This is a genomic window from Agilicoccus flavus, from assembly GCF_014857905.1.
In the GTDB taxonomy this organism is placed as follows: domain Bacteria; phylum Actinomycetota; class Actinomycetes; order Actinomycetales; family Dermatophilaceae; genus Agilicoccus; species Agilicoccus flavus.
Genome location: NZ_JACYXE010000001.1, coordinates 389,448 through 406,749 on the forward strand (window position 1 = coordinate 389,448; position 17,302 = coordinate 406,749).

Annotated in this window: 18 protein-coding genes and 1 pseudogene; 11 read left to right on the top strand and 8 right to left on the bottom strand. The window is 74.8% G+C overall.

From position 1 onward, the window contains the following. Positions 1-57: 57 nt before the first annotated feature. Positions 58-1,143, bottom strand: coding sequence for an extracellular catalytic domain type 1 short-chain-length polyhydroxyalkanoate depolymerase (locus ICW24_RS01700; protein WP_226343980.1), 1,086 nt, complete (start codon positions 1,141-1,143; stop codon positions 58-60). A 148-nt stretch (positions 1,144-1,291) separates the two neighbouring features. Between ICW24_RS01700 and ICW24_RS01705 the strand changes: the two genes are divergently transcribed. The 7 genes from ICW24_RS01705 to ICW24_RS01735 all read left to right on the top strand — a co-directional run bounded on the left by ICW24_RS01705 (position 1,292) and on the right by ICW24_RS01735 (position 7,128). Continuing rightward, entirely contained in the window at positions 1,292-2,338 is a 1,047-nt protein-coding gene (locus ICW24_RS01705; protein WP_226343981.1) for an iron-siderophore ABC transporter substrate-binding protein, read from the top strand. After that, a complete protein-coding gene (locus tag ICW24_RS01710) occupies positions 2,335-3,393 on the top strand; it encodes a FecCD family ABC transporter permease (RefSeq protein WP_226343982.1) in 1,059 nt (352 codons plus the stop codon). The genes ICW24_RS01705 and ICW24_RS01710 overlap by 4 nt, the downstream gene beginning before the upstream one ends. Next, positions 3,390-4,418, top strand: coding sequence for a FecCD family ABC transporter permease (locus ICW24_RS01715; protein WP_226343983.1), 1,029 nt, complete (start codon positions 3,390-3,392; stop codon positions 4,416-4,418). The genes ICW24_RS01710 and ICW24_RS01715 overlap by 4 nt, the downstream gene beginning before the upstream one ends. Then, complete coding sequence (locus ICW24_RS01720; protein ID WP_226343984.1) at positions 4,415-5,248, top strand: ABC transporter ATP-binding protein; 834 nt, start codon at positions 4,415-4,417, stop codon at positions 5,246-5,248. The genes ICW24_RS01715 and ICW24_RS01720 overlap by 4 nt, the downstream gene beginning before the upstream one ends. Positions 5,249-5,421: 173 nt before the next feature. Then, the gene (locus tag ICW24_RS01725) at positions 5,422-5,670 is read left to right on the top strand and encodes an AbrB/MazE/SpoVT family DNA-binding domain-containing protein (protein ID WP_226343985.1); all 249 of its coding nucleotides are present in this window, start codon (positions 5,422-5,424) and stop codon (positions 5,668-5,670) included. Continuing rightward, on the top strand, positions 5,667-6,065 hold the full coding sequence (locus tag ICW24_RS01730) for a PIN domain-containing protein (RefSeq protein ID WP_226343986.1): 399 nt from the start codon (positions 5,667-5,669) through the stop codon (positions 6,063-6,065). Before ICW24_RS01725 ends, ICW24_RS01730 begins: the two co-directional genes overlap by 4 nt. Before the next feature lie 121 nt (positions 6,066-6,186). After that, positions 6,187-7,128 (top strand): alpha/beta fold hydrolase, encoded by a 942-nt coding sequence (locus ICW24_RS01735; protein ID WP_226343987.1) that lies wholly within the window; start codon positions 6,187-6,189, stop codon positions 7,126-7,128. Positions 7,129-7,168: 40 nt separating this feature from the next. Here ICW24_RS01735 and ICW24_RS01740 read toward each other — a convergent pair whose 3' ends face one another. Then, positions 7,169-7,822 (bottom strand): response regulator, encoded by a 654-nt coding sequence (locus tag ICW24_RS01740; RefSeq protein WP_226343988.1) that lies wholly within the window; start codon positions 7,820-7,822, stop codon positions 7,169-7,171. After that, positions 7,819-9,102: a sensor histidine kinase gene (locus ICW24_RS01745; protein ID WP_226343989.1), complete on the bottom strand. Its 1,284-nt coding sequence runs from the start codon at positions 9,100-9,102 to the stop codon at positions 7,819-7,821. The genes ICW24_RS01740 and ICW24_RS01745 overlap by 4 nt, the downstream gene beginning before the upstream one ends. 132 nt (positions 9,103-9,234) lie before the next feature. On the opposite strand from ICW24_RS01745, the gene ICW24_RS01750 reads away from it, so the two are divergent. From ICW24_RS01750 to ICW24_RS01765, 4 genes and pseudogenes are all read left to right on the top strand, one after another. Beyond that, positions 9,235-10,209 (top strand): hypothetical protein, encoded by a 975-nt coding sequence (locus ICW24_RS01750; protein WP_226343990.1) that lies wholly within the window; start codon positions 9,235-9,237, stop codon positions 10,207-10,209. Beyond that, positions 10,206-10,736 (top strand): hypothetical protein, encoded by a 531-nt coding sequence (locus ICW24_RS01755; protein ID WP_226343991.1) that lies wholly within the window; start codon positions 10,206-10,208, stop codon positions 10,734-10,736. The genes ICW24_RS01750 and ICW24_RS01755 overlap by 4 nt, the downstream gene beginning before the upstream one ends. Before the next feature lie 314 nt (positions 10,737-11,050). After that, positions 11,051-11,392 (top strand): annotated as a pseudogene (locus ICW24_RS19845) (BTAD domain-containing putative transcriptional regulator); the annotation flags it as partial. Between the two features lie 448 nt (positions 11,393-11,840). Continuing rightward, positions 11,841-12,467, top strand: coding sequence for a hypothetical protein (locus ICW24_RS01765; protein ID WP_226343992.1), 627 nt, complete (start codon positions 11,841-11,843; stop codon positions 12,465-12,467). Positions 12,468-12,514: 47 nt separating this feature from the next. Here ICW24_RS01765 and ICW24_RS01770 read toward each other — a convergent pair whose 3' ends face one another. From ICW24_RS01770 to ICW24_RS01790, 5 genes are all read right to left on the bottom strand, one after another. After that, on the bottom strand, positions 12,515-12,910 hold the full coding sequence (locus tag ICW24_RS01770; protein ID WP_226343993.1) for a VOC family protein: 396 nt from the start codon (positions 12,908-12,910) through the stop codon (positions 12,515-12,517). Between the two features lie 160 nt (positions 12,911-13,070). Next, a complete protein-coding gene (locus tag ICW24_RS01775; protein WP_226343994.1) occupies positions 13,071-14,438 on the bottom strand; it encodes an alkaline phosphatase in 1,368 nt (455 codons plus the stop codon). A gap of 262 nt (positions 14,439-14,700) precedes the next feature. After that, positions 14,701-14,967: a GlsB/YeaQ/YmgE family stress response membrane protein gene (locus tag ICW24_RS01780; RefSeq protein WP_226343995.1), complete on the bottom strand. Its 267-nt coding sequence runs from the start codon at positions 14,965-14,967 to the stop codon at positions 14,701-14,703. A 351-nt stretch (positions 14,968-15,318) separates the two neighbouring features. After that, positions 15,319-15,969, bottom strand: a complete 651-nt coding sequence (locus ICW24_RS01785) for a response regulator (protein ID WP_226343996.1) — start codon at positions 15,967-15,969, stop codon at positions 15,319-15,321. Then, a complete protein-coding gene (locus tag ICW24_RS01790; protein WP_226343997.1) occupies positions 15,966-17,246 on the bottom strand; it encodes a sensor histidine kinase in 1,281 nt (426 codons plus the stop codon). The genes ICW24_RS01785 and ICW24_RS01790 overlap by 4 nt, the downstream gene beginning before the upstream one ends. Between the last annotated feature and the right edge of the window lie 56 nt (positions 17,247-17,302).

Consider the following 17,302-nt stretch of genomic DNA (forward strand, 5'->3'; position numbering starts at 1 on the left):
CGACCGCGGCGGGCGACACCGGTGGGTCGCGCGAGTCCGTGCCGCGAGGGTGTCCCGTCAGCGCAGGCGGTGCCGCGACACGACGTTCCAGATCGTGCTCGAGGCGTCGATCTCCTGGCTCGTCCCGGGGCCGCCGAGCGACGGGGGCGCGCCGGGCCACGTGTGACCGCCGTCGGAGATGTCGTAGCGCTCGACGAGCGCCCCCCGGTCGCAGCCGCCGTAGCGGAAGCGGGTCACGTGGGGGGTCAGCGCCGTCGCGACGGGCACGGGCCGGCACCCGTCGAGCTGCGCCCAGCGTTCCGTCGCGAGGGCCACCGAGTAGCCCCAGCGCCGGTCGCCGTTGCCGGCGAACGGGTTCACCTGGTCGACGTACCCGTGGAACGTCACGACCGGGACCGGCCGCGCCGGGCGGCAGTCGGCCTCCTCCGGGCGCGAGGTGGCCTCCGGCTCCGGGCGCCCGGCGCGCACGCCGGCCACGGGGGCGACGGCCGCGACGACGTCCGAGGCGTGACAGGCGAGCGCGGAGGACATCCGGGCCCCGCCCGAGAATCCGGTGGAGTAGACGCGCCGCGCGTCGAGGCAGCCGCGGGACACGAGGTCCGCCACGACCTTGCGCAGGAACGCGACGTCGTCGCGCGACCCCGGCGGCGGCAGCTGCCCCGCGGTGGTCGGGACGTTCGGCACGTTCCACGCCCAGTTCCCCTCGGGGTCGGGCGCGCCCTGCGGGGGCAGCGGGAGGACCCCCTGCGGGTAGGCGACGACGAAGCCGTGCCGATCGGCCACCGCATCCATCCGGGTCAGCTCCGCCTGCCGACGGGCGTTGCCCGAGCTCGGGTGCAGGTTGAGCATGAGCGGTGCTCGCCGCTGAGCCCTCTTCTGCGGCGGCACGTGGACGCGCACCCGGTAGGTCGTGCCGGCGTAGCGGACCGGCACCGAGGTCGTGCCGGGGCGCAGGGCCGAACGGCACCGGCGCGGGGCGGCGTCCACGCCGCCCGTCGCGGGGCCGGCCGACCAGGCCGTCGGGGCCGCGGGGCTCGCCGCGGTCGGGCCCGCGGGCGCCGCGGCGGCGGACCCCGCCGGGGTCACGATCCCCCCGGCCAACAACGCGAGCGAGGCGAACGACGTCACCACAGGACCGGCCATGGCACTCCCCTTCGAGATCGGCTGCGCCACAACCTAGCCGTGCCCGAGCCCCCGCGGTGGCCCCGAGACCGACGACCTGAACTTCCCATCCGGGACGTCAGCAACTTAGGGTAGCCACACCATATCGTCCCTCTCGAAGGATCACCTCGTGTCGCCTCGCTCCCTCGTCGTCGCCGCCACCCTGACGACCCTGCTCGGCCTGACCGCCTGCGGGTCGAACTCCACCACCCCCGCCGCGCAGTCGACGACCGCCGCCTCGGCGTCCACCGGGGGCGGCCAGTCGTTCCCCGTCACGATCAAGCACGCCTTCGGCGAGACGACGATCGAGAAGAAGCCCGAGCGCGTCGCGAGCCTCGGGTGGGGCAACCACGAGGTGCCGCTGGCCCTGGGCGTCGTCCCGGTCGGGATGAGCAAGGCGACGTGGGGGGACGACGACAAGGACGGCGTGCTGCCGTGGGTCGAGGAGAAGCTCACCGAGCTCGGGGCGCAGACGCCGGTGCTCTTCGACGACACCGACAGCATCGATTTCGAGGCCGTGGCCAACACGAAGCCCGACGTCATCCTCGCGGCGTACTCGGGGCTGACGAAGGAGCAGTACGACACGCTGAGCAAGATCGCGCCGGTCGTCGCCTACCCCAAGACCGCCTGGGCCACCTCGCTCGAGGACATGATCGAGATGGACGCCGCGGGCATCGGCATGGCCGCGGAGGGCGAGAAGCTCGCCGACGACGTCGAGAAGCAGATCACGGACATCGGCGCCAAGCACCCGACCCTCAAGGGCAAGAGCGCGCTCTTCTCCTTCATCGACACCGCGGACCTGAGCAAGGTCGGCTTCTACACGACGATCGACCCGCGCGCCGAGCTGCTCGAGGACGTCGGCATGACGACGCCGAAGCTCGCCGAGACCGCCGGCGAGAAGGGCGAGTTCTACGGCACGGTGAGCGCCGAGAACAGCGACCAGTTCTCCGACGTCGACGTCATCGTCACCTACAGCAAGGACCCGGCCGCCGGACTCAAGGCCGTGCAGGCCGACCCGCTGTGGTCGAAGATGACACCCGTGAAGAACGGCGCGATCGACTTCCTGGCGGACGACACCCCGCTCGCCGCCGTCGGCAACCCCTCGCCGCTCAACATCGCGTGGGGCCTCGACAGGTACCTGGCGACGATCGACACCGCTGTCGCCAAGGTGAAGTGAGCGCCACCCTCGCGCCGCCGAGCGACACGTCGCCGTCGGGGACCTCCGCCCACCGGCGTACCTCGGCGGCCCGCCGGTCTGCCTGGCTCGCCGTCTCCCTCGTCGTGCTCGGGCTCATCGGGGTCGCCTCGATCACCTTCGGCGCCCGCGAGATCGCCTGGAGCGACGTCGTGTCGGCGCTGTCGGGGAACGACGAGACGCTCGCCGAGGCGGCCGTCGCCAAGCGGATCCCGCGCACGTTCCTCGCGATGCTCGTCGGCGCCGCGCTCGGGGTCGTCGGTGCCGTCATGCAGGGTCTGACCCGCAACCCGCTCGCCGACCCCGGCCTCCTCGGCATCACGCCCGGCGCCTCGCTCGCCGTCGTCGTCGGGATGGCGTTCTTCGGCCTCGGTTCGCCCATGGGCTTCACGTGGGTCGCCATCGGCGGCGCCGCGGTCGCGGCGGTCTTCGTCTACGTCGTCGGCTCGATCGGCCGCGGCGGCGCGACCCCGCTCAAGCTCACCCTCGCGGGGGCCGCGGTGTCGGCCGCGTTCACCTCGCTCATCAGCGCGGTGCTCCTGCCGCGGATCGACGTCATGGACTCCTTCCGCTTCTGGCAGATCGGCGGCGTCGGCGGCGCGACCGCCGAGCGCACCCTGCAGGTCCTGCCCTTCCTCGTCGTCGGGGCCCTGCTCAGCGCCGCCTCGACGACCGGCCTCAACGCTCTCGCGCTCGGCGACGACCTCGCCGCCGGGCTCGGCGAACGCGTCGTGCGCACCCGTGTCGTCGCGGCCCTCGGGTCGGTGACGCTGTGCGGGGCCGCGACCGCCCTCGCCGGGCCCATCGCCTTCGTCGGGCTCGTCGTCCCGCACGCCTGCCGGCTCCTCGCGGGCCTCGATCACCGCTGGCTGCTCCCCTCCTGCGCCGTCGTCGGCGCCGGGCTGCTCACCCTCGCCGACGTGCTCGGCCGCGTCGTCGCCCGGCCCGACGAGATCGACGTCGGCATCCTCACCGCCCTCATCGGAGCCCCCGTGTTCATCGCGATCGTCCGCCGGCAGAAGGCGAGGGCCCTGTGAGCACCCTCGACGTCGTCACGACGGGCCGCGTCCGCCGCTCCCGCGCCCGGCTCCTGGCCGCCCTCGGGATCGCCGTGGGCGTCGTCGCCGCCTTCGCGATCAGCCTCATGGTGGGCCACACCTTCTACGGCCCGGGCGAGGTGTTGCGCGTCGTCCTCGGCGAGACCGTGCCCGGCGCGAGCTTCACCGTCGGCGAGCTGCGCCTGCCGCGGGCGGTGCTCGCGCTCCTCGTCGGCGGCGCGCTCGGCATGGCCGGCGTCACCTTCCAGACGATGCTGCACAACGCCCTCGCCTCGCCCGACATCATCGGCGTCAGTGCCGGCGCGAGCGCGGCCGCTGTCTTCGCGATCGTCGTGCTCCACCTCGACCAGGGACTCGTCTCCCTGTTCGCCGTCGTCGCCGCGCTCGCGACGGCGCTGGCGATCTACGTGCTGTCGTACCAGGACGGCGTGGCCGGGACGCGGCTCATCCTCATCGGCATCGGCATCGCCGCGATGCTGCACTCGGTCGTCTCCTACCTGCTCGCGGGCGCCGCGGCGTGGGACCTGCCCGCCGCGATGCGCTGGATGATCGGCAGCGTCAACGACGCCGAGTGGTCGACCCTGGCGCCGCTCGCGATCGCCGTGCTCGTCCTCGGGCCGGTCCTCGTCTCCCAGGCCGGCAACCTGCGGCTGCTGCAGTTCGGCGACGACGCGGCCGCGGCGCTCGGGGTGCGGGTCGAGCGCACGCGCGTCATCAGCATCCTCGCCGCCGTCGGGCTCATCGCCTTCGCGACCGCGGCCGCCGGGCCGGTCGCCTTCGTCGCCTTCCTCGCCGGGCCGATCGCCGCGCGGATCGTGCCCGCGGGCGGGTCGCTCATCGTCCCCGCCGGGCTCGTCGGGGCGTTGCTCGTGCTCGGCGCCGACCTCGTCGGGCAGTGGGCCTTCGACGCCCGGTACCCGGTCGGCGTCATCACCGGCGCCTGCGGCGCGCCGTACCTCGTCTACCTGCTCGTGCGCACCAACCGCTCCGGAGGCTCGCTGTGACCCTTGACGATTCGAGCCGCGCCCACTCGCTCTCGGCGCACGGCGTGACGCTCGGCTACGGCGACCGGACCGTCGTCGAGGGCCTCGACCTGGCCGTGCCGGCCGGCGAGATCACCGTCATCGTCGGGGCCAACGCGTGCGGCAAGTCGACGCTGCTGCGCTCGCTCGCGCGCCTGCTCACGCCCTCGGAGGGGCGGATCGTCCTCGACGGCAAGGAGCTCCACGAGCGCCCGACGAAGGAGGTCGCGCGCGTCCTCGGCCTGCTGCCGCAGTCGCCGATCGCGCCGGAGGGCATCGTCGTCGGCGACCTTGTCGCCCGCGGCCGCAGCCCGCACCAGCGGATGCTCACCCGGTGGTCGCGCGAGGACGACGCGGCGGTCGCCGAGGCGCTCGACCTCACGGACACGGCCTCCCTCGCCGACCGCTCGGTCGACGAGCTGTCCGGCGGTCAGCGGCAGCGGGTGTGGATCGCGATGGCGCTGGCCCAGCGCACCGACATCCTCCTGCTCGACGAGCCGACGACGTTCCTCGACATCGCCCACCAGGTCGAGGTGCTCGACCTGCTCACCGACCTCAACCGCACCCGCGCCACGACGATCGTCATGGTGCTGCACGACCTCAACCTCGCCGCCCGCTACGCCGACCGCCTCGTCGCGATGTGCCGCGGCCGGATGCTCGCCGACGGCGCCCCGCAGGACGTCCTCACCGCCGAGCTCGTCGAGGAGGTCTTCGGCATGCGCAGTCAGGTCACCCCCGACCCCGTCTCCGGGAAACCCATGGTCCTGCCCATCGGCCGCCACCACGCCCGCGTCCCCGCCGCCACCGCCTGAGAGAGGCCTCCCGTTCCGCCGCGGGGTCCGCGCTCGCGGCGGGCGCCCGTGCACGGGCCTGCAACCCGGACCGAGCTCCGACGGGACGACAGTCGCTTCTGGATCGGGGGCCGAAGACGCTTTGCGGGGCGCCGGCACGGCCGCGCGCCCCGCGATGATGGTATTTTTCTACCATGCAGACAACCATCGATGCCGCGGGCCGGATCGTGGTCCCGAAGTCCATGCGCGAGGACATGGGCCTCGGCCCAGGGCAGCTCGTCGATATCGCGCTGACCGATGGACGCCTCGAGATCGAGGTCCCGCCGATGGCGGCGTCGGTGGAGACGCGCGGCGGGCTCCCGATCATTCGGCCCGTCGACGCGCCTGGAGCCGCGCTCGACGACGACACCGTGCGCGCCACGATCGAGGCCACCCGCCGGTGACCGGGCTGGCATGCGACACGAGCATGCTCGTGGCGGCGCTCCTTCCGTGGCATGAGGCCCACGACGCCAGCCGCGCCACCCTCGCCCGGGTCACCCATCTCCCGGCGCACGTCCTCCTCGAGACGTACAGCGTGCTCACCCGCCTTCCCGCGCCGCATCGACAGGCTCCTGCGGCTGCCGCGGAGGCGTTGGCCCGGTTGCAGGTCCAGGTCGTCGGCCTGCCCGCCGAGGCGATGATCCGCCTGCCGACGCAACTGGCGGGCGCGGGTGTCTCGGGAGGCGCGACGTACGACGGGCTCATCGCGACGACCGTGCTCCACCATGGACTCCCGCTCCACAGCCGGGACGCGCAGGCCCGGCGCACCTACACCCGTCTCGGCGTCGATCTCGGGTGAGCGCCCGCGTCACCCGGGGCCGCGTAGCCCGGCGTGTCGTCGGAAACCGCCGTGCGCAAGTGCTGCCGGACCCGACGGACGGCGGCATCATGGAGGCCGACTCCGACCCGATGGGAATCTCGTGGACTACTCGACCTGGAGCGTGCCCGTGGCCGGCGGCCACCTCGGCGGCCTCGACAACGGGGGCGACGGCGGCGACGTGCTCTTCGTCTACACGGCGGGGCTGTCCGCCCTGACCTGGGACCCCGTCATGTCCCGGCTGACGGACCTGCACTGCGTGGCGCTCGACCTGCGCGGCCACGCCCTCAGCGCGCAGGCGCCGCTGCTCGACGCGGGGTCCAACTGGCGCGACGTCCTCCGGGTCATCGCGGACCGCGGGCTGCGCTGCCCCGTCGTCGTGGGCACCAACACCGGCGCGATGATGGCGCTCGCCGCCGCGGCCGACAGCCCGCACCTCATCCGTTCGGTCGTCGCCCTCGAGTGCGGGCTGCACGACTCGCCCCGGGCGCAGGTGCACGCCGAGCTGCAGCTGGCCCAGTCCGACGACTTCCTCGACGACGTGTGCCGGCGGTTCGGGCTGGGCGAGGTCGTCGGGTCACGCCAGGACATCGAGGGAGCCGCGACCGAGCAGGCGGCGCGCAGTCGCACGGACTGGCTGCTGCGCGACGTCGGCGAGGGGATCGCCGACGAGACCCGGTACTCGTTCGTCCCCCGCCCCGACGGCACCTGGCTGCACACCCCTGACCGCGAGGCGGTCCGGGCCGCCTACACGATCGACGTCGACGCGGCGTACTTCCCGACGGCCGACCTCTACGACCTCATCGAGGTCCCCCTGCACGTCGTGCAGGCCGAGGACGGCCTCAACCTGCTCAGCCCGGAGGAGGCGACCGCGCTCTCGCGGCGCCCGGGCGTGACCGTGCACGCCATCGGCGGATCGCACCTCGCCCACCGCTCCCACCCCGACGAGTTCGCCGAGGTCGTCCGGCGCGCCGCCGCCGAACCGAACGGCCCGCGCCCCGCCACGCGCCGGCGGCCGTCCGACCTGCACACCGGGCGGCGCTGACCGCAGTCGGACGGCCCGCGACATTCGACGGACGCCAGGCTCACGAGGGCGCCTCGCGGTGATCGGGGCGGAGGAGGCCGCACTCGTGGGCGGCGATGGCGAGGGCGGTGCGGTCGCGGGCGCCGCTCTTGGCGAGCAGCGAGCCGACGTGGGTCTTGACGGTCTCGGCGCCGACGAAGAGCGTGGCGCCGATCTCGGCGTTGGTCCGGCCGCGGGCGACGAGGTCGAGGACGTCGTGCTCCCGACCCGTGAGGCGGCCGACCCACGCGGGCACCGGCGCGTCCGCGCGGGCCACGAGATCGCGGATCGAGGCGGGGAAGAGGACGGCGTCGGTCGTCGCGGCGACGCGCACGGCCGTGACGAGCTGGTCGACCGGGGCGCGCTTGAGGACGAAACCGCGGGCACCGGCCCGCAGCGCGTCGGCGACGTGGGAGTCGTGCTCGAACGTCGTGATGACGACGACCGCCGGTGCGGCCGGCCGAGCCGCGAGCGCCCTGGTCGCCTCGATGCCGTCGACGCCGGGCATCCGCACGTCCATGAGGACGACGTCGGGTCGACACCGCGCGACGAGGGCCTGGACGTCGGCGCCGTCCCCGGCCTCGCCGACGACGTCGAGGTCGGGCTCCGCACCGAGGATGACCGTCAGGCCGGCCCGCACGAGGGGGTCGTCGTCGACGAGCGCGACGCGGATCACGGCGCCCCGCCCGGGACGTCGACGGTCACCAGCCACTCGCCGCCGTGAGTCCCGGCGTGCGCCGTACCGCCGAGGAGGAGGGCGCGTTCGCGGATCCCGACGAGGCCGCGGCCCCCGGACCGCATCGGCGCCGCCCGGGTCGACGCGACGGGGAGCGCGTTGGCGACGTCGAGATGCACGCCCCCGTCCTCGCGGTGGGCGAGATGCAGCCGGGCCGGGGCGCAGCCGTGCCGCGCGACGTTCGCCAACGCCTCGCTCGTGATCCGGGCGAGTTCCGCACGGATCCTCGGATCGAGACCGTCGAGGTCGAGGTCGACGCGGGCCTGGAGCCCGACGTCGCGGCGGGCGGCGGCGAGGAGGTCGGGCAGGCGCGGCTCCACCTCGTCGGCCGACGCCACCGGGGCGTCCTCGCCACCCGGACGATCCTCGCCCGTGGGGTCGGTGAGGACGGGCAGACCGTCGGCGCCGCGCCGCAACACCCCGAGCATCGCGTCGAGCTCGCCGACGGCGGCCCGCCCGGTGTCCTCGATCGCGGTGATCGCGCGCAGTGCGGCCTCGGGGTCGCGGGCGAGGGCGACGCGGGCGGCGGTGGCCTGGATCGTCATAGCCGTGAGGGCGTGCCCGACGCTGTCGTGCAGATCGCGCGCCAGGGCGTTCGCGTGCGCGACCTCTCGCTCGCGGCGCAGGGCGACGGCGGCGCGATCCGCGTCGGTCGGCCCGAGGAAGCGCGGCGCCAGCCGGCGCACGGCTCGGCCACCCCCGACGAGGCACCCCCATGCGGCGGCCAGCGACAGCGCTCCCGGCACGACGAGCCAGGCCGCGGCCCACCCGGTTCCCACGTCGAACGGCCGGGCGCGCAACGGGAGCAGGAGGGGACGCTCACCGGTGAGCGGGAAGGCGAGCAGCCCGAACCCCAGGGGGACGAAGAGGAGCAGCGCGAAAAGGACCGCTCCGCCGATGAGCGCGACGAGCGCGCACCACGCGGCGCCGAGCAGGCGCGGCGTGAGGTCGCCGGGCGCGACGGGATCCGGCAGATCGAGACCGAGCAGGCTGCGGGCGGCGGCGATCTCGACCGATCGGACCGGCGGAGCGCAGGCGACCGCGACGATGCCGACGATCGCGACGAGGCCGAGCGCGACGACGAGGAACACGTTGACCACCGACGGCACCATCTGGGTCGCGGTCAGGGTGAACGCCCAGGCCAACAGCGTCGGCGGCAGCGCGAGCGCCGCCCCGAGGAAGACGTGGGCGGTCTCTCCCCATCCGATGAGGCGACGCACGCCCCCAGTCTCGCAGCGGTGGGGGCGCGCGGCACTCCCCTTCGCGGGGGAGCGCGCAGCACCCGAGCGGGGGAGGCGGTCGACCGCCGCGGGTGACGCGCCGCGCCGGCCCCGCCCAGCAGGCTCGGGGGCATGACGACCTCGCTGGGGATCCGACCGCCTCTCGCCGTGACGGGACTGCGCCGCGCCCTGTGCGTGGGCGCCGTGGCCGCGTGCCTGCCGTATCTCGCCCTCAAGGTGCACTGGCTGCTCGGGGGCCGGATCGGGCTCCTCGATCCGGCGTTCGGCCGCAGCACGACCATGGCGGTCGCCAACGCGCTGACGTTCGCCATGGAGGTCGTCGCTCTCGTGCTCGCGGTGGCCTTCGTCGCGCCGTGGGGCCGGCGGCTGCCCGGGCCGGTCGTGCTGCTGCCGATGTGGGTCGGGACCGGGTTGCTCGGGGGGATCCTCGTGAGCGTCCCGCTGCAGCTCCTCGCCACCCTGGTCGTCGCGGCGCGGCCGTCGTCGCCGGCCGCGCCCGGCGGGCCGTCCGGAACCCCGCCGATCGCCGACTGGGTCTACGCGGTCGTGTACGCGGGGTTCGGGGTCCTCGGACTGTGCCTCATCGGCGGGTTCGCGCTCTACGCGCATCAGCGGTGGCTGCGGCCCGGCGGCTGGGCGCGGCCCCTGCGCGCCTGGGTGCGGCCGGCGCCGGCCGCCGCGGCGATCCGGGCGGTGGGCGGCCTCGCCGTCGCCTTCGGCGTCGCCGTCGCGGCACTCGGGTTCGTCGGCGATCCGCGCGGGGTCGGGGGCGCGCTCGGCGACGGCGCCGTCGCGGTCGCCGGCGGCCTCGGCCTGCTCGCGCTGTGGGCCGCCCGGCCGGCGAACCTCGCGGGGGTCGTGCCCGCGGCGGCCGCGTGGCTCGGTTCCGGCGCCCTCGCGGCCTGGGGCCTGTACCGGTTCGTCCTGCTCGCCGTACCCAACGACCTCGCCGGCGACGCGCCGGCGGACCCCGCCCGCCTGCTCCTGGAGGCCGCGCGCTGCGCGCTGGGCTGCGCCCTCGCCGCCGGACTCTGGGCCGCCCGCCCGACCCCCCGCACGACACCCCCGATGGAAGGACCGTCATGACCGCCGAGACAACCCCCACGACCACCCCCGAGAGCACCGAGATCGCCGAGATCACCGAGACGTTCGCCTGGGACACCGGGACGCTCGGCGCGTACCGCGACACGGTCACGCTGGCGGCCGGCACGACGCGGACCGCGACGTGGTGGGCGCGCACGATGTTCGAGGAGCTCATCGGCCCCGTGCCCCGCGAGATCGTCTTCCTCGGCACGCTCGCGCTCGTCCCGCACCGCGGGCCGACGTCGATCGCGGGCTGGCGCGTCGCGGACGCGACCGACACGCGCGTGGCCCTGACCCGCGGCGGCCCCCTCATGAGCGGGCGCCTCGTCGTCGCCGCGGGCCGCGACGCCGTGAGCCTGGGCCTCACCATGACCCCGCGCAACCGCGCCGGAGCCGCCGTGTGGCGCCGCATCGCGCCGAAGCATCGCGTTGCCGCCCGCACCCTGCTCCTGGGCGCGTCGCGGCGCGAGCGGCGGCAGCCCGACGAGGCTCCCGCCGCGCCGCGAGCCGACCGCGGGCCCCGGGTCTAGATTGAGGCGGTGCTGCGGATTCGGCTGATCGGCCGACCGGGACTCGGCCACGACGGTGAGCCCCTGCCCGGCCCGCGCGGGCGCAAGTCCTGGGCCCTGCTCGGCCGCCTCGCGCGATCCGCCGAACCGGTCTCCGTCAGGTCCTCGTCGGCGAGCTGTTCGGCGAGACCGCGGACCCCCTCGCGTCCCTGCGCTGGTCGTTGGCCGAGCTGCGGCGACGGATCGGGCCCGCCCTCGATCTCGGCGGCAACCCCGTCTCGATCCGGATCGGGGCGGACACGGGCGTCGACGTCGACCTCGTCGGGCGAGGCCTGTTGCCGTGGCAGGAGATCCCCGAGGGCGAGTTCCTCGAGGGGATCACGGTCGACGCCTCCCCTGCCTTCGACTCCTGGCTCCTCGTCGAGCGCATCCGCGTCGACGCCGAGGTGCTGGCGGTCCTGCGGCAGGAGACGCTGCGCGCCCTCGGCGGACGCGACGTCGGTCGCGCGATCGTCGTGGCCGGTGCGATGGTGCGCCGGGCGCCGCTGGAGGAGGGGCCGCACGTCATGCTCAGCAAGGCGCTGACCGCCTCGGGCAACTCCGCCGCGGCGATGCGCCAGGTGCAGCTGATCGAGGCGACGTTCCTGGCCGAACTGGGCGTCACCGCGACCCCGGCGCTGCGGGCGGCGGCGCGGCCCGGAGCGCGGCCCTCCTCCCCGGGGGTATCGGCGCACGCCGCGGCGAGGTCCCACGTCGACGCGGGACTCGCGGCCCTGTCCGCGGGCGCGGTGGACGTCGGCATCAACACGCTGCGGCGCGCGGCGGACGAAGCACCGGGGGCCCGTGATCCCGAACTGCTGGGGCGGTGCCTCATCGAGCTCGGCACCGCTCTGGTGCATGCGATCCGGGGGTACGACGACGAGGGCGCGACGGTGCTCGGGGCCGCGGTGGAGGTCGCGACCTCGGCGGGCGCCGAGGCGTTGGCCGCGAAGGCCCTCTCGGAGCTGGCCTACGTCGACGTGCTCGCGGGCCGACGGGTGAGCGCGCAGGCCTCCTTGGAGAGGGCGGAGGCGCTGGCCGGGACCGATCTGACGCTGCGCGCCGCCCTGGCCGGGTTTCGAGGCGATGAACCTCAGCGACTGGGGCCGCCTCGACGCGGCCGCGGACCGCTTCGTCGACGCCGTGGAACTCGGCCGCGCGGCATCGGCTCCGAGGAGGCAGGTGTGGAACCTCGGGATCGGCGCACGCACGATGTTCCTCCTGGGCCGATTCAGGGACGCCGTGGACTGGGCGCAGCGCTCCTGCGACCTCGCCGATCAGGAGCGGTGGACCGCCTTCCGCCCCTGGCCGCAGGCGTGGGGGGCCCACGCCCGGCTCGCCCTCGGAGTCCACCCCGACGTGGTCCGCGAGGACGCGGAAAGGGCGTTCGCGCTGGCGCGGCATCTTCAGGACCCCTGCTGGGAGGGCGTGTCGGCCAAGGCGATCGGTCTCACCTACGTCGCGCAGCACCGGGACGCGACCGGTCTGCGCTGGTTCTCGGAGGCGAGTACCGCCACCCGGCGGGTGACCGACGCGTACGCCTGGGTCGACGTCGACATCCTCCTGGCCGACGCCGACGCGGCGCTGCGTCTCGGCGACTCCGCGCGCGCGGAGGCCGTCATCCAGCGGGCCGTGGGGCAGGCGGCCCGAGGCAGCATGGACGACCTGCTCGACCGTGCCCTCCGCCTCGTGGTGACGACCGGCCGGGGATGACGGGCCGCCGGACGCCGCCACGCGTCTCGGCGGCGTCCGGGGGTCGGTCAGCTCGGGGGCGCGAAGAACTCCAGGGCGATCCCGTCGGGGTCCCGGAAGGAGAGTCCGGACCCGTAGTGGGCGTCGACGATGCCGCTGTGCTCGACGCCCAGCGCATCGAGCCGGTCCACCCAGCCGAGCAGCCCGTCGCGATCCTCGACCGCGAACGCGACGTGGTCGAGGCCGGTGCGGTGCTCGTCGAACCGGTCGTCCGCGGCTCGGGGGTGGGTGTGCAGACCGAAGAGTCCGCCCGAGACGGCGTACACGGTGTGATGGGATCCGCCGGTCGTCTCGTCCTCGTCGAGGACGGGATCGGCGCCGAAGAGCGCCGAGTACCACCTGGTGCTGCGGTCGAGATCGGTCACGGTCACGGCGACGTGAGCGATGGCGGGAAAGGCTGACATGTCGGGCCTCCTGGCCTCGAAGGGTTCCGGGCGTCTTCGCACCGGAGAATGAGCCCAGTCCAGCGGGCGACCGGATGACGCACCGGGTGACGGCCGCCCCGGCGGGGGCCCGCGACGCGCCGGTGAGCGCGGCCGCGGACCGCCCGGGGGGCGCGGTGGGTCACCGACGCAGGCCCATGGCCTTCGCCATCGCGTCGTGGACGTGGGTGTTCTCGTAGACGCCGGAGAGCAACTCGGCCCCGGGGCCCATCGCCGTCACGGGCACGTCCTCGGCCGTGTGGTTCGACGTCGTCCAGTCGACCATGAACCTCCGGTCGGTGCCGGGGGCGCTGAACGGGCCGTCCTCGGCGGTGCGGCCCTCGCCGCGCTCGTTGGGGTACTTGGGGTCGTCCTGCAGCTCGGGGACGTCCTCGATGGCGAGGCTGCCGGTCTCGTGGTCGGCGACGACGACGACGAGCGTGTCGGCGTGCGCCTTCGCGTAGCGCTTCGCGACCCCCACGGCCGCGTCGAGGTTCTTGCCCGCCTTGGCGACCATCGCCGCGTTGGACTTGTGGGCCATCTCGTCGATGCCCTCCTCCTCGACCATGAGGAAGAACCCGTCGTCGTCCTCGCTCAGCGTCGAGATGGCCTTGGAGGTCATGTCAGGCAGCGACACCGTGGGGGCGTAGACGTCGCCCTTGCCCTCGGGGTTCTGCTGGAACATCTCCTCGTTGGCGAACAGGCCGAGGATCTGGCCGGACGTCGCGGCCTTGAGGCCGGCCGTGTCGGTGACGTACTCGTAGCCGAGCTTCTTCGCCTGCTCGATGAGGTTGCCCTCGGTCCCCTTGCTCTTCTCCGTCGGGTCCTCCGCGGGAGCGTCGGGGAAGGCGCCCGGGGTGCCCGGCGGCAGCCAGCGGTCCTCGCCACCCCCGAGGATGACCTGCGGCCTGCTGTCCTCGAGGAACTGCTTTGCGATGACGCTCTGCTCGTCGCGGTCCTTGACGTGGGCGCCGAACGCGGCGGGGGTCGCGTCGGTGACCTGCGACGTCGTGACGAGGCCGGTGGCCTTGCCGTGCTTCGCCGCGAGCTCGAGCACGCTGGGCACCCGGTTGCCGTCCTCGTCGACGCCGATGGCCCCGTTGTACGTCTTGACGCCCGTGGCGATGGCCGTGCCGCCCGCGGCCGAGTCGGACACGAACTCCTTCGGGTCGTGCGGGAACGTCTGCGAACGCCCCGCGACCGGCATCGAGTCCATCTCGAGCTTCCCCTCGGGCCCGACGTTCACGTACCGGATGAGGTCGCGGTGGGAGGTGCCCATGCCGTCGCCGACGAAGACGATGACGTTCTTGGCCCGGGCGTGGCGCCTCGCCTCGGTGGCAGATTGTGCGGCGGCGGGCGCGGCCGCGGCGGGCTGGGCGGGCGCGGCCGACGGCCGGGCCGTGGCCCCGCCGGACACCGCGACGGCGCCGACGACGAGGGTCGTGGACGCCACGGCGGCGGCGAGGCTCAGGCTGCCGGCGCGGGTGGTGAGGGGGTTGCGAGAGCTCATCGTCGTGCTCCGATCTGTCGGACCGAGGCGGCCGCCGGCGTGCCCTCGTGGCCCGGCCGGTCGTGGCGCGTCGTTCGGGAGGGGTGTCCCTAGGGCGGCACGGTACGCACCTGCGCCTGGCCCCGCCAGAGCTCACGGACCCGACGTCGGTGACGGGTCCGGTTGGGAGGCAGGGCGCTCCGTGCGGTCGTGCCCTTTTCGACCGGGGACGACGAAGGGGACCGACCCCGTGGGCCGGTCCCCTTCTGCGTGCGTGATCCGCTCAGCGGCGGCGCGTGACCAGGCCGACGATCCAGAGCAGGACGACGGCGCCGAGGATGGCGGTCAGCATGCTGAAAATCAGCCCGCCACCCGCGACGTCGACGCCGAGCAGCCCGAGGAGGAAGCCGCCGAGGAGGCCGCCGACGATGCCGACGACGATGTTCGCGCCGATACCCATCTGGGCGTCGGTCTTCATGATCTTGCTCGCGATCCACCCGGCGATGCCGCCGAGAACGATCCAACCGATGATGCCCCAGCTGATGACCACGGGGGAGGGTCCCTTCTGTCGATGACGGACGAACGGGCTCGGAGGGGTCGCACCCCCCGCGCGCACGCGAACGCCACGGCGGCCGCGTACGAGAGCGGGACCACTCCGACAGCCGCTCCCCCTACCCTATGCCGACTCCCGCGTCGCCGAGGATCGGCCTGCCGGGCGCGCATCCGCCGGACCCGCTCTCGCGCGACGTGACGCAGTTTCGACGATGCGCGGGCGACCACGGACACGTGGTCGGCCCCGTGACCGGCAACGATGCGAAATGAGGGGTCGCGCCGCGTCGTCGTGACTGCGTGACGCTCGACCGGGCCGGACCGGCCGGCCCGGAACCGCCCCTCCCCACGCTCACAACACACCGCGTTCGTAGGCGACGCGCACGGCGGCGGCGCGGTCGCCCACGCCGAGCTTGGCGTACGCGTGCACGAGGTGCGTCTTGACGGTGGCCTCGCTGACGAGGAGGCGGCTCGCGGCCGTGCGGTTCGTGCCGCCGGCGGCGATGACGCGCAGCACCTCGACCTCCCGCTCGGTCAGCTCGACCTCCCGGGTGCGGGCCAGCAGGACGTCGAGGGCGCCGGGGGCGAGGGCGGGCCGGCCGGCGCACAGGTCGACGACGGCGCGCACGAGCTCGGCGCGGCGGGTGTCCTTGAGCAGGTAGCCGTCGGCGCCCGCCTCCATCGCGGAGCGGATGTCGCGGTCGGTGTCGTACGTCGTCAGCACGAGGATCCGGGGCCGGGCGCGGTCGAGCTCGCGGAGGGCGCGGATCGCGGCGATGCCGTCGCCGCCGGGCATCCGCAGGTCCATGAGCACCGCGTCGGGGGCGGCCCCGCCGGCGGTGAGCGCGGCCACGACGGCGAGCGCCTCGGGCCCGCTCGCGGCCTCCCCGACGACCTCGAGGCCCGGCTCGAGGTCGAACATCCCGCGCAGTCCGTCGCGCACGACGGGGTGGTCGTCGACGAGGACGACCCGCAACGGCACGCCGCCCGGCCCGCCGCTCACGTCGGCACCGCGGCGCTGACGACGCACCCCTCGCCCGGCCGGCTCTCGACGACGAGGGCGCCCCCCGCGGCGCGCAGGCGCTCGCGCATGCCGGGCAACCCCCGGCCCGCGGCCGGCGCGTCCGGGTCGAACCCGTGGCCGTCGTCGCGGACGTCGAGGCGGACCTCGTCGGCGACGTACGTCAGGGTGACCGTCGTGCGCCGGGCCCCGCTGTGCCGGGCGACGTTGGCGAGGGCCTCCTGCGCGATGCGCAGCAGGTCGGCGTCGTGGGCGCTCTCGCGGGGCGGCCCGTCGAGCACGAGGCGACCCTCGATGCCGGCGGCCTCGCCCCACCGGCGCACGAGCCGGCTCAGCGCGGTGGGCAGGTCGGCGTCGTCGAGGTGCGGTGAGGCGAGTGCTGCGACGGCGCGGCGCGCCTCGGCGAGGCTGTCGCGGGCGGCGCGACCGGCCCGCTCGATGCGGACCCGGTCGGCGGCCCCGGCGCTCTCGATCGCGCCGAGCTGGGTGATGACGCCGACGAGGCCCTGCGCGACGGTGTCGTGGATCTCGCGGGAGAGGCGGGCGCGCTCCTCGAGGACACCGGACTCCCTGGCCTGACCGACGAGTTGCGCCTGCAGCGCGGCGTTCTCGGCGAGCGCGGCCTCGAGCCGGCGCACGGCCTCCTCCCGCCGCGTGACCGCCTCCTCGCGCCGCTTCTCGACCATGATCATCGTGCCGGAGAGGGCGACGTTGACCACGACGATGAGCACGAACATCGGCGGCGAGGCCCACGCGCCGGTCGTCCCGCCCGACTGCGACAGGCCCGTGGCCGAGGCGACCGCGGCGATCGCGAGCCACAGGGCCGGGCCCGTGAAGATCCGCACCGCGTCGAAGTAGCCGACGAACGCGTAGAACCCGTAGAGCGGGTTGAGCATGACGAGCCCGACGCACGCGAGCGAGTGCCCGACGAACCCGAGCACCGCGCCGGCGCCGCTGTGGACCCCGCGCACCTCCCACCACCAGCGGTAGAGCAGACCGGCGCCCGCGATTGCGAGGTAGGCGCCCAACGGCAGCTCAGGAGTGAACAGGTCTGCGGTGCCGGCGCACAGGCACGTGGCGGCGACGAGCATGGCCGCGGGCAGCAGCCGGGGCAACGGCCCACCCGGGCCCGGGTCGGCGCGCCAGGTCGATCGGGGGCGGTCGGGCGAGGCATCCATGGCGGTGGCGCCGGACGACTCCATCGGGGCGGCCGCACGGGCGCCGGGCACCCGTGACGCGGCCGCCGGGAGACTCGACATACCCTCCAGTGTCGCGCTCCCGACTCCCGGGCGCGCCGTCTCGGTGGACCCCGCAC

Bases quoted from the DNA above. Each gene is read 5' to 3' on its own strand.
- ICW24_RS01700 (WP_226343980.1), bottom strand. From the start codon at position 1,143: ATGGCCGGTCCTGTGGTGACGTCGTTCGCCTCGCTCGCGTTGTTGGCC.
- ICW24_RS01725 (WP_226343985.1), top strand. From the start codon at position 5,422: ATGCAGACAACCATCGATGCCGCGGGCCGGATCGTGGTCCCGAAGTCC.
- ICW24_RS01750 (WP_226343990.1), top strand. From the start codon at position 9,235: ATGACGACCTCGCTGGGGATCCGACCGCCTCTCGCCGTGACGGGACTG.
- ICW24_RS01755 (WP_226343991.1), top strand. From the start codon at position 10,206: ATGACCGCCGAGACAACCCCCACGACCACCCCCGAGAGCACCGAGATC.
- ICW24_RS01765 (WP_226343992.1), top strand. From the start codon at position 11,841: ATGAACCTCAGCGACTGGGGCCGCCTCGACGCGGCCGCGGACCGCTTC.
- ICW24_RS01770 (WP_226343993.1), bottom strand. From the start codon at position 12,910: ATGTCAGCCTTTCCCGCCATCGCTCACGTCGCCGTGACCGTGACCGAT.
- ICW24_RS01775 (WP_226343994.1), bottom strand. From the start codon at position 14,438: ATGAGCTCTCGCAACCCCCTCACCACCCGCGCCGGCAGCCTGAGCCTC.
- ICW24_RS01790 (WP_226343997.1), bottom strand. From the start codon at position 17,246: ATGTCGAGTCTCCCGGCGGCCGCGTCACGGGTGCCCGGCGCCCGTGCG.